Origin of the sequence: Pseudomonas sp. Marseille-Q5117, assembly GCF_946901175.1 — a bacterium.
Lineage (GTDB): Bacteria > Pseudomonadota > Gammaproteobacteria > Pseudomonadales > Pseudomonadaceae > Aquipseudomonas > Aquipseudomonas iranensis.
In genome coordinates this window covers 35,001-52,664 of sequence record NZ_CAMPPP010000015.1, presented here as the reverse complement: position 1 = coordinate 52,664, position 17,664 = coordinate 35,001, and the positions used below count along the sequence as shown (strand labels likewise).

The following is a 17,664-nucleotide window of genomic DNA, read 5'->3' as shown; positions in this document are numbered from 1 at the left end:
AAGGGCCGATCGCGATTACTGCGGCTTGCGATAGCTGTTGATGATCGCCGAAAAATCCTTCCCGCCGTCACCACGCTGGCTCATCGCCTGATACAACTGCTGCGCCACCGCGCCGAGCACCACCGGTTGGTGCGCCTGCCGCGCCGCTTCCGTCGCCAGGCCGAGATCCTTGAGCATCAGCTCCGCGCCGAAACCACCGGTATAACCGCGCGAGGCCGGCGCCGTTTCGACGATGCCCGGCCACGGGTTGTACATCTCCGAACTCCAGCAACGGCCGGTCGAGCTGTTGATGATCCCGGCCAAAACACCGGTGTCGATCCCCAGCGCATCGCCCAACGCCATCGCCTCACTGACGCCAACCATCGAGATCGCCAGCAGCAGGTTGTTGCAGATCTTGGCGATCTGGCCGGTGCCGACTTCACCGCAATGCACGATGTTGCGGCCCATCTGCGCCAGCACCGGTTGCAGGGTGGCGAACAGTTCCGGGGTAGCGCCGACCATGAAGGTCAAGGTTCCGGCGGTCGCGCCGCCAGTGCCGCCAGAAACCGGCGCATCGGCCATGGCCACGCCGTGTTTGGCGGCGGCCGCTGCGACGTCGCGGGCGGTCTGCGGATCGATGGTGCTGCAATCCACCGCCGGCACGCCTTGGCGAATGCCGGCGAGCACGCCCTCCTCACCCAGCCAGACGCTGCGCACGTGCACAGCCGCCGGGAGCATGGTGATCACCAGTTCGGCATCTTCCGCCGCCTCGCGGGCCGAAGCGCGGATGGTGCCGCCCAGTTGCTCGAGTTCCGCCAGCACGGTTTTGTTCAGGTCGACCAGGTTCAACGAGTGGCCAGCCTTGATCAGGTTGCGCGCCATCGGCGCGCCCATGTTGCCCAGCCCGATAAATGCGATTTTCATGATCGAATCCTCAGCGCAGGTTGATGGTGGTGTTTACGCCGTCGTTGACGCTGTCGTCGTCGAACCAGCGCGCCGTGACCGTTTTGGTCTGCGTGTAGAACTGCACCACTTGCTTGCCGTACGGGCCGAGGTCGCCGAGTTTCGAACCGCGCGAGCCGGTGAAGCTGAAGAACGGTACCGGTACCGGAATCGGGATGTTGATGCCGACCTGCCCGACGTCGATTTCAGTCTGGAACTTGCGCGCCGCCGCACCGCTCTGGGTGAACAGGCCGGTGCCGTTGCCGAACGGATTGGCGTTGACCAGCGCGATCGCCTGATCGAGGGTGTCGACTTCCAGCACCACCAGCACCGGGCCGAAGATTTCCTGGGTGTAGATCTGCATGTCGGTGGTCACACCGGAGAACAGGGTCGGGCCGACAAAATTGCCTTGCTCGTAGCCCGGCACGCTGATGTCGCGACCGTCGAGTTCAAGCTTGGCACCTTCCTTGATGCCGCTTTCGATCAGTTCGAGAATCCGCGCCTTGGCCTTTTTCGAAATCACCGGGCCGACATCGGTGCCCGGCTCGCTGCCGGCATTGACCTTGAGTTTCTGCGCCAGCGCTTTCAGGTCTGGCAGCCACTGTTTTGCGGCACCGACCAGCACCACCACCGACGTGGCCATGCAACGTTGCCCGGCGGCACCGAAACCGGCACCGACCAAGGCATTCAGCGCTTGCTCGCGATTGGCATCCGGCAGCACCACGGCATGGTTTTTCGCGCCCATCATCGACTGCACGCGTTTGCCGTGTTTGCCGGCCAGGTCATAAACGTGGGTGCCGACAGCGGTCGAACCGACGAACGACACGGCTTTGATGTCCTTGTGCGTGCACAGGCCATCGACCACATCCTTGCCACCATGAACGACGTTGAGCACGCCCGCCGGAACGCCAGCCTCAATGGCCAGTTCCACCAGCAGCATGGTCGACAGCGGATCCTGCTCCGAAGGCTTCAGGACAAAGGTGTTACCGCAGGCGATCGCCATTGGGAACATCCACAGCGGAATCATCGCCGGGAAGTTGAACGGCGTGATGCCGGCGCACACGCCTATTGGCTGGCGCAGGGTGTAAGTGTCGACGCCGCCAGCGACGTTCTCGGCGAACTCGCCCATTTGCAGGGTGCCGATCGAGCACGCGTGCTCGACCACTTCCAGGCCACGGAAAATATCGCCTTCGGCGTCAGCAATGGTCTTGCCCTGCTCGGCGCTGAGGACCACGGCGATGCGCTTGGAGTGTTCGCGGATCAGCGCTTGCAGCTTGAGCATGATGCGCATCCGCGCGCCGATCGGGGTCAGTTTCCAGGTCTGGAAGGCACGCTGCGCGGCGCTGACAGCGGCATCGACCTCTGCCGCGGTGGCGAACGGAACCTTGGCCAGCACTTGCTGGGTGGCCGGGTTGACGATGTCGTGCCACTCGGTGGTCTGCGACTCGACCCATTCGCCGTCGATCAGCAGTTTGACCTTTTGCAGCGTGGTGTCATTGGGCGTAAGCGATGCGTTCATGCTGGTCTCCAGAACTTGTTTTTATCGTAGGAGCCAAGGCGAAAGGTTCGCCTTGAGATGAGGCGTGTGTCACGAATTGGTTGTCGGACTGTTTTTGGAGTATAGATGTGCAAACTTCTAATAAGAACGCACATATAAGCCCGACCATCATGCAAAAAAACATCACCTCGCTAGGCTCGCTGAACTGGGACGACCTGAAGTTTTTCCTTGAAGTCGCCCGCACCCGCAAGGCCAGCACCGCCGCCAAACGCCTGGCTGTCGACTACACCACGGTGTCGCGACGGATCAGTTCGCTGGAAGCGGCGCTGGGCACATTGCTGTTCGAAAAATCCCGCACCAGCGGTTTCGTCCTGACCACTGAAGGCCAGCGCTTGCTCGGTTATGCCGAGTCGATCGAAAGCACGTTGCACATGGCCTGCGAGCAAGTCTCGGGCTCGGGCGTTGCCCTGTCCGGGCACGTGCGCATGGGCTGTACTGAAGGCTTCGGCAGTTTCTTCATCACCCCGCAGTTGAGCCACTTCGTCGACGCCTACCCGGCAATCTCGGTGGACATCCTGCCGCTGCCGCACTTCATCAGCCTGTCCAAGCGCGAGGCCGACATCGTCATCGCCCTCGAGCGGCCGGAGCACGGGCCGTACGTCTGCTGCAAACTCTGCGACTACCGTTTGCAGCTGTACGCAACCCAGGACTATCTGGACAAACACCCACCGATCCGCCGCCCGGCCGATTTGAGCAAGCATCAATTCATCAGTTATGTGGATGACCTGGCGTTCAGCTCGGAACTGCTCTACCTGGCCAACGTGCTGCCCGGCGCCAGCGCGCATTTGCGCAGCACCAGCGTGATCGCGCAATACGTCGCCGCGCAGCAGGGGCGCTCGCTGGCGATCCTGCCGTGCTTCCTCGCCGCGCAGGATCCGCGATTGCTGCCGGTGTTGCCGGAGGAAATCGACATCACCCGGCAGTTCTGGATGTACTGCCGCGAGGATCTGCGCAAGTTGAAGCGGATTACCTTGTTGTGGGATTACATTCGCGAGGTGACTGAGCGTAATCAGGCGCTGTTGATGGGTGAAACGCGGGAGATGCGCTTTGCCGATTAATCGGCGCTGACCACAATCGACACCCGGCGATTTTCCGTGCGCCCCGCTGCGGTGTCGTTGGAAGCCACCGGCTCGCTGCTGCCGAGGCCTTGCAGCTGAATGTTCTCCGACTTCATGCCGACCGTGCCGAGGACGTTGGCGACGCTCTTGGCCCGGCGCAGCGACAGTTGCTGATTGTAGGTTTCCTTGCCCGACGCATCGGTGTGGCCATCTACCCGAACGCGCTCGATACCCACGCCGAGCAGCGCCTTGCCGATGCGTTCGACGATTTCCGTGCTGGCTGCGTTCAAGCTTTCGACATCGCTGCCAAACAGCACTTTGCCCGACAGGCCGAACTCCCAACCGTCGTCGGTCAACTCGAAACCCTGCTGTTTGAGCACGGCAACCTGCGCCGGTGTCAGGCCTTTCTGCGGGGCGGTCTGGCAACCGCTCAGGGTCAGCGCGGCGATCATCAGCAATGCGGAAAAAAGTCGAACGGGAAGAGTGAACACGGCATCAGCTCCTGGTGTGAACGGAATCGACCGGGCGCTCCGACCCGGCGGTGAATTGCGCGCCACGCGACAGGCGCTTGGCCTGATACATCGCCGCGTCCGCTGCGTTGAGCAAGGCACCCGGCGTGGCGCCATGATCGGGGTAAACGGCGATGCCGATACTCAGCGAGGTCACTACACTGCTGTCGCCGGGCAGGGTGATCGGCATGTCCATGCTGGCGAGGATCTTGTCAGCGATGTGCTCAGCGTCTTCGACCGTGTGCAGCGGCGCGAGCAGCACGGCGAACTCGTCGCCGCCCAGCCGCGCGACCAGATCATCCTCGCGCAATTGCGCTCGCACTCGATTGGCGATCGCCACCAGCACGGCGTCGCCCGAGGCGTGGCCGAAGTTATCGTTGATGCCTTTGAAGCGGTCGCTGTCGAGAAACAGCACGGCGACCCGCTCATCGTGTTTTTTGCCGTTGCGCAAGGCGCGCATCAAGCGGCCTTCGAAAAACGCGCGGTTGGGCAACCCGGTGAGGCTGTCGTGGGTCGCTTGATGGGCGAGGGTTTCGTTTTCGTTCTGCAGATGGGTTTGCCACGACTCGAGTTCGCCGAGCAAGGCATTGAAGTCGTTGCCCAGATTATCCAGTTCAGCGATTTGCGCCGGCGGCACGCGCCGATCCAGCGCTCGTTCGCTACGGGCGGCGTGGGCGACGGCGGCGAGGCTGTGCAACGGGCCGATGATCGCGCGCAACTGCCGCCGCGCCAGATAGAGCGCGACCCAGGCGCTGATCGCGGTGCAGAGCACAATCCCGGCCAGGCCGCTGAGCAGGAAGCGCATCAGGCTGCCGCCGTGACCGATGAGCAGGACCCGACCGATTTCGCGGTCCTGATGCTCGATCGGCAGGCTGACCGGTTTTTCCAGAATGGCGCGGGTGATCTGCATTTCCAGCTCGGAGAACAAGCCGGTTTCGGCGCGCTGCCATTGCGCGATCAATTGGCCTTGCGCGTCCAGCACTCGGGCATCCGCCACCTCCTCGGTGGAAGCGATGATCGCCAGCGCCTCGGTTGCCGCCGCTTTGTCGTTGAACACGACGGCCGCTTCGACGGTGTAGCTGATCGACCGGGCGATCAAGTGCAGGTTGTGGTCGGCATACACCCGCAGCGCGAGCACGCCCAGCAAGGTCAGCGAAACACTGGCCATTGCCACCGCCACCAGCGCGACAATCAAATGCCCACGGCCGATGACCGAGCCCAGGGTGGGACGAGCCTTCCAACTGAACAGCTTCATGGCGCCGCCGCTTTGCGACGGGACAACTGCAACACGCTGGGGTGTATGCGCACACCACTGCGAGCCACGGAGTCGAGATTGACCTCGAACGACACTTGTTCATCGCCAACGCGCAGGCAGAACAGACTGCCGACGGTGCATTGATCGTCGGCTTCGCTGATGCTCAGCACCGGGTGCCCGATCAACGATGCAAACAGACGACTGCGTTCATCGGCGGTGAGCTTGCCGATGTACACCGCATCGCATTCGCTGACGATGCCCGGGTTGTCTGCCAGCAGACGCCGCACAGCCACCGGCCGGCCCGTGGCTTGGGTGGTGCCTTTGACCAGGTCATCGGTGTATTCGGTGGGGCCGACGATGCACAGGCGCAATTGCGCCGGTTCCACCGGCCAGCGTGCATAACTGAGGATGCCAAGCACCACTTGCGTGACCGCTTTGGCCCGTTGCTCGGCCGGCCCGGTTTGCGCTTGGGCGATGACGCTGCCCGTGAACAACCAGAGCAAAACGATCAGCAATGCGCGCTGGCAAGCAACCACACGCTGTGTCGCCCAGACGGCCACCTTCATGGAGGGATTCTCTTGGAGCGTAACGAAATGATGCCGCAACGATAGCACAGCGCCAGAACACCAGCGAGGCACCTGCCTCTGACCGGTTGGTCAGTATTCGTTGTCGGTCATTCATCACTTCATCCCTGAGACTCGGTGCCCTCCTCCAGTTCCAGCATCAGCCCGCTCAGACGCTTGACCTTGCGCTGCACCGCTTCCTCAAACACGCCGGCACGTGGCTCGATCAAGGTGAACCAGTGCCGGGCGCGAGTAATTCCGGTGTAGATCAGTTCTTTGGTCAGCACGGGGTTCAACGCATCCGGCAGGATCAGCGCCGTATGGGCGAACTCAGAACCCTGGGACTTGTGCACCGTCATGGCGTACACGGTTTCGACATCATTGAGCCGACTCGGCAACACGAAGCGCACGCCGCCCTGTCCATCGTTACGCGGGAAGGCCACGCGCAGAACGGTTTTGCCGATCTCTGCGCCTTCACGCTCGGGCAGTTTCAGAGCGATGCCGATGTCGCCGTTCATCAGGCCCAGACCATAGTCGTTGCGGGTCATCAGCACCGGCCGACCTTCATACCACTGCTGATCGCTCTCGATCAGACGCGCCTTGAGCAACGCAGCGGTAATGCGCTGGTTCAGACCTTCAACGCCCCACGGCCCTTTGCGCACCGCGCACAGCATCTGGAACGTATCGAACGCCTGCAAGACTTCCCGCGCCCAATCGGTCCAGTCCGCATGCTCAAGAGGCCGCGTCGACGGTGGACGCTGATCGCGCAGTACGCTCAAGTAATGGCGATAACCTTGCGGGCCGTTGCCGTGACCTTCGAGCAGCAGGCGTTCGAGCTTGTGATCGTGCTCGCCTTTGAGCGGCAGCGAATACACGTCGTCGTAGCCGCCAGCGGCGAGCAACTGTCGCGCCTCATCGGCCAATTGCTGATTGACCCGGCGCGCGAGCTGACCGATACCGCTGCCCTCGCCGAAGCGGCGCGAGTGACGCAGCATCACCACTTGCTGCGCCAGCGGGTGGGTGCCGTCGCGATCTTCATGCAAACCGCTGCCCTGCAACGACTCGCCACTGACTGACTCCAGCCATTGCCGCGTCTGCGGGCTGTACCAACCGCCCTCGGCGTCACGACACAGATCGCCCAGCACCGCACCGGCCTCGACCGAGGCCAACTGATCCTTGTCGCCCAGCAGCACCAGCCGAGCATGGGCCGGCATGGCGTCGAGCAAGTTCGCCATCATTTCCAGGTCGATCATCGACGCTTCATCGACCACCAGCACATCAAGCGGCAGGCGGTTGCCGGCATGGTGACGGAAATGCCGGGTGCCCGGTCGACTGCCGAGCAGACGGTGCACGGTGGTCACATCGCTGGGGATCGCCGCGCGCACCGCTTCGGCGACTTGCAGTGATTGCACTTGCTGACTGATCGACTCGGTCAAACGTGCAGCGGCCTTGCCGGTCGGTGCGGCCAGACGAATGCGCAGCGGATGGCCAGCCTCGACGGCCGGTGCCTGCAGCAACGCGAGCAAGCGCACCACCGTGGTGGTTTTCCCGGTGCCCGGGCCGCCAGTGATGATGCTGAAGGCGCTGCGCGTAGCGAGCGCACAGGCGAGTTTCTGCCAATCGATGACAGCTGCGGATTCCGCGCCGCCGAACAATTCGTTCAGACGCTGCGGCAGATCATCCGGCGTCGGCTCCGGTTGCATCAAGCGCTGGCGCAACGCTGCATCGATGCGGCGTTCGTAGGTCCAGTAGCGGCGCAAGTACAGGCGTTTCGAAGACAGCACCAACGGACGTGTCTGCGCTGGTTCACTGGCATCGGCGGCCAGCGCGACCAGCGAGCTGCTTGCCAGCACTTTGCACCAATGGGCTCCATCGAGCGTTTCGAGCAATTGCGAAGGCAGCAACAACACACCGCCCTGCACATCGCCTTCGGGCGGCAATGACAGGGCAAAATCCGGCGCCTTGAGGGTTTCGAACAAATCCAGACACACATGACCATGGCCGAGTTGGTGACTGGTCAACGCCGCCGCCAGCAGCACCAACGGGTCGGTCTCGGGCTCGAGTTCATGCAGGAAAGCGACAAAGGCGCGGTCCAGCGCGCGCAGCCAACCGCGCTCGACCCAACGGCTCAGCAACAACAGCAAATCATCGGCGCGGGTCAGCGGCGAGAGTTTCGACAGGCTGTCCGCTTCCAGCGGTGTCGGCAGCAGATCGGCGAATGTGCGGCTCATAGCAGGACTCCCTGTTCCCAGGCGGGCTCGGACTTGGGTTCGGGTTTGCCCTGGAACATCCGGTCGAGGCGTTCGATCAATTCCCGTGGTGGCCGCACGAAGTACACGCCGCGACTTTCCGCACGCGTTCCGCGCAGAAACAGATAAAGCGCCCCGCCGACATGGCGGTCGTAATCGTAATCCGCCAGCCGCGCCTTCAACTGGCGATGCAGTGCCAGCAGATACAGCACGTATTGCAGGTCGTAACGGTTATCGAGGATCGACTGCTCCATGGCCTGCACGGTGTAGGCCTGATCATCCACGCCGAGCCAGTTGGATTTGTAATCGGCGACGTAATAACGGCCAGCGTGCTCGAAGGTCAGGTCGATAAAGCCCTTGAACATGCCGTTGAGTTGCACCGGTTCTGCCGCAACACGAGCGACGCCATTGTGGGTGTGCTGGCGCACCTGTTCATCGAGCTTGAGCACGTCGACTTTGTGGCTGGCGAACCAGAACTCCATCTCGACGCGGTATTGCTTCAGTTGCTCAAGAACCACCGGCGGTTGCCCGCCAGCGATCGGCAACGGCGACTTGAGCAAATGCTGCAGCCAGTCAGTCAGCGTGGTAATCCAGCCTTGCCAGCCGCGCAGGTTGCAACGCCGGGCAATCGCATCTTCCAGCGCTTCGCGGGTAACCGAAAAACCTTCAGCGCCCGCCCATTCGAGCAAGCCATGCAGAAAGGTGCCGGGATTGGGGCCACGGGGAAAACGGTGGATATCGGCGCCACCGCTGATGATTTCTCGTGGCGCGTCGGGGTCGAGGCGCTCGTCGTCGAAGAGCTTTTGTGCCTGCGGACTGTCCGGTGCTTCATCGCTGCCGATGCTCATTATGTCGCTGATGCGCAGGGCGCTGTACGACGCGATCCACCAGTTTTCACTGGCTTTGCGCTTGGGCCGTAGCGTCGCTCGTAGCACTGCTTCATTGCGCGGCGGCTGGTAATGTTCGTCAGTGGGCTGAGGCATTTCGCCGATGCCAATTGCCGCGCAGTCTTGCTGCAGATCGCGCAGCCAGCGATTCAATTCGCTGGACTCGCCCAAAGCGGCACCGCCACCGAGTAAGTAACCCAGCGCAGACAGGTGCAACACCGAGCTGTTGTTATTGCCGCGCTTGAGATCGGTGACGCCCAGCCAGCAGGCATGCTGCGCGCGCGTTAATGCGACATACAGAAGACGCAGATCTTCGGCCAGACGCTCATCGTCAGCCAAGGCGATCAACTCGGGAGTCGGCTTGAGGCTGATCTGCGCCTTGCCCGCAGCGTCGTGGTAATGCAGCGGCAAACGGCTGCCATCCACCGGTTTCGCCGAGCAAATGAATGGCAGGAACACCAGCGGATATTCCAGCCCCTTGGATTTGTGAATGGTCACCACTTTGACCAGTTGCTCGTCGCTTTCCAGACGCAGAATCTGCTCTTCACCGGCCTGACCGGACAGTGCCAGCAGCTCGGCCAGATGGCGGATCAATGCTTGCTCGCCGTCCAGTTCAGCGGCGGCTTGCTGCATCAGTTCCGAGAGGTGCAAAAGGTTGGTCAGCACGCGCTCGCCGTCACTGCGCTGCATCAGGGTCTGCGGCAAATGGAAATCGTGAAGCAGGCGGCGCAACATCGGTAACACGCCCTGTTTGCGCCAGAGCTCGCGATAGCCGCGGAACTGCATGACCCGGGCTTCCCAGACCATTTCATCCTGGTTCAGGCGTTCCAGCTCGATCAGCGGCAGGTTCAGGGTGGTGCAGGCCAGCGCAGCCTTGAGCGAGCGTTCGACATCGGGTTCGGCGCAAGCCTTCAGCCACGCCAGAAGGTCGTGCGCCTCTTGCGCGGCGAACACGGAATCCTTGTCTGACAGATAAACACTGCGCACCCCTCTGGCGGCGAGTTCGGCGCGTACGGCCTGGGCCTCTTTACCGTCGCGGACGAGGATCGCGATATCCGAAGGACGCAAACCTCGGAAGTCGTCCGCCTGAACGAAACCAGCGCTACCGGTTTGCCCGCCATTGAGCAGTGCGGTGATCTGGCTCGCGCAGGCGGCGGCCATTTGCTGACGATAGATCGCGCCGGACAGTGGCTGATCGCTGGGCAGTAGCCAGACATTCAGTGCCGCGACGTCATGCCCGGCAATCCGCAGCGTTTCCTTGCGTCCCTGAGACTCGACCGGAAGGAACGGTACCGGGTTTTCGCCGGTTTTCTCGCGAAACAAAAACGCGCCGCGTCCCTGTTCTCGAGACTCGGCGCGTTCGAATACGTGATTGACCGCTGTCACCATACCGTGGCTGGAGCGGAAGTTGGTGCCGAGCGTATGCAAACGGCCGGTGGTGGCCTGACGTGCGCGCAGGTAGGTGTAGATGTCGGCACCGCGAAAGGCGTAGATCGCCTGTTTGGGATCGCCGATCAGGAACAGGCCGGTGTCAGGGTGATTGTCTTCGATGCGGTAGATGCTTTCGAAGATGCGGTATTGCACCGGATCGGTGTCCTGGAATTCGTCGATCAGCGCGACCGGGAACTGCTCGCGGATCAGCGTTGCCAGACGCTCGCCGCCCTCCGATTGCAGCGCGGCATCCAGACGCAACAGCATGTCGTCGAATCCCATTTCTGCGCGGCGACGCTTCTCTTCTTCGAAGCGTGCACCGACCCACTTGGCAGCGTGTTGCAGAACAGCGGCATCGGGCGTCGGCAATGCGTCGAGGCTCGATTTGAGTGCGGACATGGCGTCCAGCCCCGGATGACTCGGGGCCTGGCCTTTCCAGGCCTCGGCCATGCCTTCGGATGTCAGACGGGTGAAGCCGGTGCCAATGTCCAGTTGCTCAAGCGCCTCGTCTTCGGCCCAGGTCTTGAGTTTCTCGAACCAGGGTTCGAAATAACGCGCCTGCATCTTGCGGCCATCGACGGTTTTGCTGGCGACGCCTTCATGGCAGAGCGCGAGCAGTTCGTCTGCCCAATCACGCCAAGGCGCTTTCAGTTCGACCAATGCTGCTCGCCGCTCCAGTAAACACTCGGCGATCAGCTCCGCAGGCACCTTGCCTTCATCGGTGTCACGCTCGCTGGCGAACAAGCCTCGTACCCGAGGCAACAATGCTGCGGGGCCACCCCAATTGCTGCGCACCCAGTTCAGCGCATCGCCCTGCATCGGGTAGCAGAACAGTCGCCAGTAATCGCGCAACACTTCGCCAAGCAAATCGCTGTGATCGGTTTCCAGGGATTGCGTGAACAGGCTGCCGCTGTCGAACGCATGCTCGCGCAGCATGCGCTGACACCAGCTGTGAATGGTCGAGACGGCGGCTTCGTCCATCCACTGCGCGGCAATATCGAGGCGGTTGGCGCAGCCCGGCCATTGCTGCGGATCGAACTGTTCGCGCAACTCGGCAATCAGTCCGTCGGGGGCGGTGATTTCATCGCGGAAGAATCGCGCGGCCTCAGCCAAGCGTGTCCGAATCCGTTCACGCAGCTCTTTGGTGGCAGCGTCGGTAAACGTCACTACGAGGATCTGCGGCGGCAGCAGTTCGCGTGCGAAACCGCTTGCCTCGCCGCCATGACCGAGAATCAGCCGCAGATAAAGTGCCGAAATCGTGAAGGTTTTGCCGGTGCCTGCGCTTGCTTCGATCAACTGACTGCCGCGCAGCGGGAAGGCCAGTGCCAACGGTGTTTTGGTACTCATGCGCGCGCACCTTCGCTGGACAAGGAACGCCAAGGCGCTTCGAATAATGGGCGGTATAAGGCGTCGCACCAGCCGGTGACGGTTTCGTCTGCCAACAGTGCATCGAAATCGGGATATTGCCGGAGCAGTGCCGGGCTTTCACGCCGCTCGCCCTCGCTGGTCTGGCCGTCACCTTCATAGGCTTTTCGTGCAGAGGCTTCGGCTTTGACCGGCTCAGTTTGAGACAACCAGGCGAACGCGGTTTTTATCGCAATCGGCAAGGGTTGGCGCATGCCTGATTGCCACGCAAGAAGCAGGTCACCGAGCAAACGCAGCGCTCGGTCTCGCTCCATTGGCTCCAGCAACAATGTGTCATCACTGGCGACCAATGCCGTGGTCAACGCATGCTCGCTGGCGCAGGCGACCAGATGGGTGACCCACGGTTTGGTCAGCCGATGCCACTTGCGAGTTTTGATCGAGCCGATGCTGTTGGGAATGGTCGTGACCGACAGCAGACCGCCATCGGCGCGTTGATGCAGGTTTGCGAGCCAGCCCTCCAGCCGCAAACCTTGCAGGTCGAGACTGACCGGGATCGCACTGGTCAACGGCGTCGGCCATAACGTCAGCAACTGTTGATAACGCTGCAGAAGATCCGGCAGCGGTTCGATCAACTCGCGCTGCAGACATTCGCCAAAGCCAGCCATCGGCAACAAGCCACTGTTTTGCAGGCGCAGCGCCCGGGCTTGCAGCGCCTGTTCGACATCCTCCGGCTGGCTGAGTGCGGCTTCCAGCAAACTGTCGCTCAGCGTGTAGCGCTGTAGCGCGTCCAGCACGAAAGGTTCTTCATCGGCCAACGGCGCTTGCGCCGCCTCGAAATAGACCTTGAGACGCTGGGTGAAAAAATGCCGAACCGGATTACGCAGAAAATCCTGCAGCAATGCCAGCGTCAACGGTTCCTCTTGAACATATGGCGCGAGTAAGGGTGCTTCACTATGCTGCGCTTTCTCTTGATGCAACACCTGCCACTCGCTGGCGTAGCTGAACAGTTGCTCGCCTTCGTGGAAATAGCGGGCGCTGAAAGGTTGCAGGGGATGTTCTTCGGTCAGCGCGTCTAACAGATCCTGGCTTGGGTCGATTGAACGCCAGCCGCTGGCGAGGTGATCGCGCAACTGGCCGATGAGCACCGAGGCAGGTCGTTCGCTGTTGTCGCGAATGCTGCGACCGACCCAACTGATATAGAGCTGAGTGCGTGCGGATAACAGCGCTTCGAGTAACAGGTAGCGGTCATCTTCACGCCGTGAGCGGTCGCCAGGTCGGTAATCGCTGCCCATCAGGTCGAAATCCAGAGGCGGTTGGGCACGCGGATAGTCGCCGTCATTCATGCCCAGCAGACAGACCAGTTTGAAAGGAATCGCGCGCATCGGCATCAAAGTGCAGAAATTCACCGCACCGGCGAGGAATCGTTGCGACAAACGGCCCTGATCCAGCCCGGCGAGCCAGGCTTCGCGCACGACAGTCAGCGGCAGTTCGTCAGTCAGCCCGACCGCCTCGCAGGTCTCGAGCCAGGTTTCGCGAAGCTCCTCCAACTGGGTCAGCAGGTAGTCGTCGTGCTCGTTGCTCGCCTGAAAGAACACCTGCATCAGCGCCTGCAAACGCAGCCCCCACTCTTTCGGTTGAGCCGGTTGCGTGAGTTGCCGATGAGCGATTTCCAGGGCATCCAGCAGAGCCACCAGTGGACCGATCAGGGCAGCATCAAGCCCACCAATTTCGTCGTAAGGCTCGATACCTGCACATGCGTCGGCACTGCCGACGGCGTAGCCCAGCAGCATTCGGCGCAGGCCGAAATGCCAGCTGTTCTGCTCCAGTTCCTCCGGCAAACCGAGACCGGCCCGTTGCTCGGCACTCATGCCCCAACGCACGCCGGCGCCTTCGATCCAGCGATGCAAAGTTGGCAGGTCGCGTTCTTCTACGCCAAATCGCGCACGCAGGGCCGGGACATCGAGCAGGTCGAGGATCTCACTGACCGGGAAACGACTGTCCGGCAATTTGAGCAAATGTTCGACCGCGATTAGCAACGGATCACGTCCACGCTGGCCCTGATCCGCCAAAGTGAACGGAATGAAGCGCGTGTCGAATCGATCGAGCTGACCGAAAACCGCGCGGATATGCGGTGCATAGCTGTCGATATCCGGGACCATGACGATTACGTCGCGGGGGCGCAAGTCCGGGTCGGCACTGAAACGCGCCAGCAGTTGATCGTGCAGGATCTCGACTTCACGCTGGGCGCTGTGGGCGATGTGAAAACGTATTGAATGGTCTTGGGTTGAATCGACCGCAGGCCAGAGTTCGCGTGTCTCGTTAAGGGGGCGTAACTCCAGAATGTCGTCCTGCAGCTGGTTGAGCATGTTGTGGGGCTGGGCTTCGCTGAACAGGTCGATGCGGCCGTCACGAAAGGCTGCGCGGTAGCTGTTGGGGTCGTCGTAGCTGTCGAGCAGGTTGATATAGTCGCGACCTTGCTTGCCCCAAGCGGCCAGCAACGGATGCGCGTGCTGATGCAGGGTCTCGGCGTCAAGTACCACTGGCATCCCGCTTTTGCGTTGTTGCCGCTTGTATTGATGCCGCAGCAGATCCTTGTCGGCAACGATATCGGCCCAGTGATGGCGACAGGGGTTGTGTACGCAAAGCAGCACCTGGCTGAAACGTGCCAGACCGGCGAGCGCTTCAAGTACCTGCGCGGGTAGCGAAGAAATACCAAAAACGATCACACGCGGTGGCAGTGAAGCCGGAGCCTCATCAAGGGTGTTGATGCGTTCCATGAAGCGTTGATGGACGCCGGCACGACTCTGCGCCATGCCTTGTTCGCCGACGTCATCCAGCAGCGCTCGCCACAACTCGGCCTGCCAGCAACTGGTCGGTGGCAGAGGTTTGATTTCACCTCGCACATTGCGCAGTTGGTGGCGGCCTTCCGCCCAATCTTCCAGCCAGTCGGCCCGGTAGACCTGATATTGGTCAAACAGGTCGGCCAGACGCTCTGACAATTGATAGCGCTTGCGCAAATCGCTGTCATGGGTAAGGAAGCGTTGCAGCGGCTCGAAGTGGGGGCGATCGATTACCTGTGGCAAGAGGCGCATCAGGCGCCAGGTCAGCGGAGCCTTATCGAGCAGGGATTTCGCCGGAATCTCTTCTCGTCCCAATACCATGCGATAGAGCTGCCACATGAAACTGCCGGGTAGTTGAACGTCAATCGCCGCAGCGATTCCGCAACCGCCAAGGTCGTCGTCTTCGGGATCCTCCGCCAATGCCAGTTTGAGCCATTGGGCGATGCCGTTGCTTTGCACCAAAGCGATTTCATTTTCCAAGGGTGCGAGTGGATAGCGCCGCATGATGCTGACCACAAGGCTGCGCAGCTCATCGAGACTGTTGCTCTGAACCACCATGAATGCAGCGTTGAGGGACTGGGCGTCCGACATATGGATTCCTTGGAAAATCGCTGAAGCCGAGGCAGAACCTTAGCATTGTCGGCCGGCTGTGACAGCCGGACGATGTCTGCGAAGGCTGTAAGAACTTTCTCGCAGGCAAAACAAAACCCCAACTGCTTTCGCAATTGGGGTTTCGGAATTTAATCTTGACGATGACCTACTCTCACATGGGGAAACCCCACACTACCATCGGCGATGCATCGTTTCACTGCTGAGTTCGGGATGGGATCAGGTGGTTCCAACGCTCTATGGTCGTCAAGAAATTCGGGTACTGACTCGTGACCAGATGGCCTCGCTTCAGCAAATTGGGTATGTGATAGCTGGTGTTTGTGCGTTTCGAACTTTCGGTTCGTTTCGTCTTCACACACCGCAATCTGGCCTTTCGACGCAAATTGCTTGGGTGTTATATGGTCAAGCCTCACGGGCAATTAGTATTGGTTAGCTCAACGCCTCACAGCGCTTACACACCCAACCTATCAACGTCGTAGTCTTCGACGGCCCTTCAGGGAACTCAAGGTTCCAGTGAGATCTCATCTTGAGGCAAGTTTCCCGCTTAGATGCTTTCAGCGGTTATCTTTCCCGAACATAGCTACCCGGCAATGCCACTGGCGTGACAACCGGAACACCAGAGGTTCGTCCACTCCGGTCCTCTCGTACTAGGAGCAGCCCCTCTCAAATCTCAAACGTCCACGGCAGATAGGGACCGAACTGTCTCACGACGTTCTAAACCCAGCTCGCGTACCACTTTAAATGGCGAACAGCCATACCCTTGGGACCGGCTTCAGCCCCAGGATGTGATGAGCCGACATCGAGGTGCCAAACACCGCCGTCGATATGAACTCTTGGGCGGTATCAGCCTGTTATCCCCGGAGTACCTTTTATCCGTTGAGCGATGGCCCTTCCATACAGAACCACCGGATCACTAAGACCTACTTTCGTACCTGCTCGACGTGTCTGTCTCGCAGTCAAGCGCGCTTTTGCCTTTATACTCTACGACCGATTTCCGACCGGTCTGAGCGCACCTTCGTACTCCTCCGTTACTCTTTAGGAGGAGACCGCCCCAGTCAAACTACCCACCATACACTGTCCTCGATCCGGATAACGGACCTGAGTTAGAACCTCAAAGTTGCCAGGGTGGTATTTCAAGGATGGCTCCACGCGAACTGGCGTCCACGCTTCAAAGCCTCCCACCTATCCTACACAAGCAAATTCAAAGTCCAGTGCAAAGCTATAGTAAAGGTTCACGGGGTCTTTCCGTCTAGCCGCGGATACACTGCATCTTCACAGCGATTTCAATTTCACTGAGTCTCGGGTGGAGACAGCGCCGCCATCGTTACGCCATTCGTGCAGGTCGGAACTTACCCGACAAGGAATTTCGCTACCTTAGGACCGTTATAGTTACGGCCGCCGTTTACCGGGGCTTCGATCAAGAGCTTCGCGTTAGCTAACCCCATCAATTAACCTTCCGGCACCGGGCAGGCGTCACACCCTATACGTCCACTTTCGTGTTTGCAGAGTGCTGTGTTTTTAATAAACAGTCGCAGCGGCCTGGTATCTTCGACCGGCATGAGCTTACGGAGCAAGTCCTTCACCCTCACCGGCGCACCTTCTCCCGAAGTTACGGTGCCATTTTGCCTAGTTCCTTCACCCGAGTTCTCTCAAGCGCCTTGGTATTCTCTACCCAACCACCTGTGTCGGTTTGGGGTACGGTTCCTGGTTACCTGAAGCTTAGAAGCTTTTCTTGGAAGCATGGCATCAACCACTTCGTCACCCAAAGGGTAACTCGTCATCAGCTCTCGGCCTTAAGATCCCGGATTTACCTAAGATCTCAGCCTACCACCTTAAACTTGGACAACCAACGCCAAGCTGGCCTAGCCTTCTCCGTCCCTCCATCGCAATAACCAGAAGTACAGGAATATTAACCTGTTTTCCATCGACTACGCTTTTCAGCCTCGCCTTAGGGACCGACTAACCCTGCGTCGATTAACGTTGCGCAGGAAACCTTGGTCTTTCGGCGTGGGTGTTTTTCACACCCATTGTCGTTACTCATGTCAGCATTCGCACTTCTGATACCTCCAGCAAGCTTCTCAACTCACCTTCACAGGCTTACAGAACGCTCCTCTACCGCATCACCCGAAGGTGATACCCGTAGCTTCGGTGTATGGTTTGAGCCCCGTTACATCTTCCGCGCAGGCCGACTCGACTAGTGAGCTATTACGCTTTCTTTAAAGGGTGGCTGCTTCTAAGCCAACCTCCTAGCTGTCTAAGCCTTCCCACATCGTTTCCCACTTAACCATAACTTTGGGACCTTAGCTGACGGTCTGGGTTGTTTCCCTTTTCACGACGGACGTTAGCACCCGCCGTGTGTCTCCCATGCTCGGCACTTGTAGGTATTCGGAGTTTGCATCGGTTTGGTAAGTCGGGATGA

9 protein-coding genes and 2 rRNA genes (1 of these 11 cut by a window edge) are annotated in these 17,664 nt (G+C 60.4%); 1 reads left to right on the top strand and 10 read right to left on the bottom strand.

The window, feature by feature from the left end; translation table 11 throughout:
* Positions 1–15 precede the first annotated feature (15 nt).
* Both mmsB and OC605_RS21280 read right to left on the bottom strand, forming a co-directional pair.
* A complete protein-coding gene (gene mmsB / locus OC605_RS21285) occupies positions 16–903 on the bottom strand; it encodes a 3-hydroxyisobutyrate dehydrogenase (RefSeq protein WP_016770578.1) in 888 nt (295 codons plus the stop codon).
* Positions 904–913: 10 nt separating this feature from the next.
* Complete coding sequence (locus tag OC605_RS21280) at positions 914–2,440, bottom strand: CoA-acylating methylmalonate-semialdehyde dehydrogenase (protein WP_024011486.1); 1,527 nt, start codon at positions 2,438–2,440, stop codon at positions 914–916.
* A 149-nt stretch (positions 2,441–2,589) separates the two neighbouring features.
* Here OC605_RS21280 and OC605_RS21275 point away from each other — a divergent pair, with 149 nt between their 5' ends.
* Positions 2,590–3,537 (top strand): LysR family transcriptional regulator, encoded by a 948-nt coding sequence (locus tag OC605_RS21275; protein ID WP_076565624.1) that lies wholly within the window; start codon positions 2,590–2,592, stop codon positions 3,535–3,537.
* Here the strand turns inward: OC605_RS21275 and OC605_RS21270 are convergent.
* From OC605_RS21270 to OC605_RS21235, 8 genes are all read right to left on the bottom strand, one after another.
* The gene (locus OC605_RS21270; RefSeq protein ID WP_262139421.1) at positions 3,534–3,989 is read right to left on the bottom strand and encodes an OmpA family protein; all 456 of its coding nucleotides are present in this window, start codon (positions 3,987–3,989) and stop codon (positions 3,534–3,536) included. The two genes, OC605_RS21275 and OC605_RS21270, sit on opposite strands and share 4 nt — an antisense overlap.
* A 43-nt stretch (positions 3,990–4,032) precedes the next feature.
* Positions 4,033–5,301 carry a diguanylate cyclase domain-containing protein gene (locus OC605_RS21265; protein WP_110603516.1) on the bottom strand — a complete coding sequence of 423 codons (1,269 nt, stop codon included), beginning with the start codon at positions 5,299–5,301 and terminating at the stop codon, positions 4,033–4,035.
* The gene (locus OC605_RS21260; protein WP_262139294.1) at positions 5,298–5,867 is read right to left on the bottom strand and encodes a YfiR family protein; all 570 of its coding nucleotides are present in this window, start codon (positions 5,865–5,867) and stop codon (positions 5,298–5,300) included. The genes OC605_RS21265 and OC605_RS21260 overlap by 4 nt, the downstream gene beginning before the upstream one ends.
* 119 nt (positions 5,868–5,986) lie before the next feature.
* Positions 5,987–8,095 (bottom strand): exodeoxyribonuclease V subunit alpha, encoded by a 2,109-nt coding sequence (gene recD, locus OC605_RS21255; RefSeq protein WP_262139292.1) that lies wholly within the window; start codon positions 8,093–8,095, stop codon positions 5,987–5,989.
* A complete protein-coding gene (recB, locus tag OC605_RS21250) occupies positions 8,092–11,778 on the bottom strand; it encodes an exodeoxyribonuclease V subunit beta (RefSeq protein WP_262139290.1) in 3,687 nt (1,228 codons plus the stop codon). Before recB ends, recD begins: the two co-directional genes overlap by 4 nt.
* Positions 11,775–15,227, bottom strand: a complete 3,453-nt coding sequence (gene recC, locus OC605_RS21245; protein ID WP_262139288.1) for an exodeoxyribonuclease V subunit gamma — start codon at positions 15,225–15,227, stop codon at positions 11,775–11,777. Before recC ends, recB begins: the two co-directional genes overlap by 4 nt.
* Before the next feature lie 153 nt (positions 15,228–15,380).
* Positions 15,381–15,496 (bottom strand): 5S ribosomal RNA (rrf, locus tag OC605_RS21240).
* A gap of 147 nt (positions 15,497–15,643) precedes the next feature.
* Positions 15,644–17,664: ribosomal RNA gene (locus OC605_RS21235) — 23S ribosomal RNA — on the bottom strand; it runs 873 nt beyond the window's last position.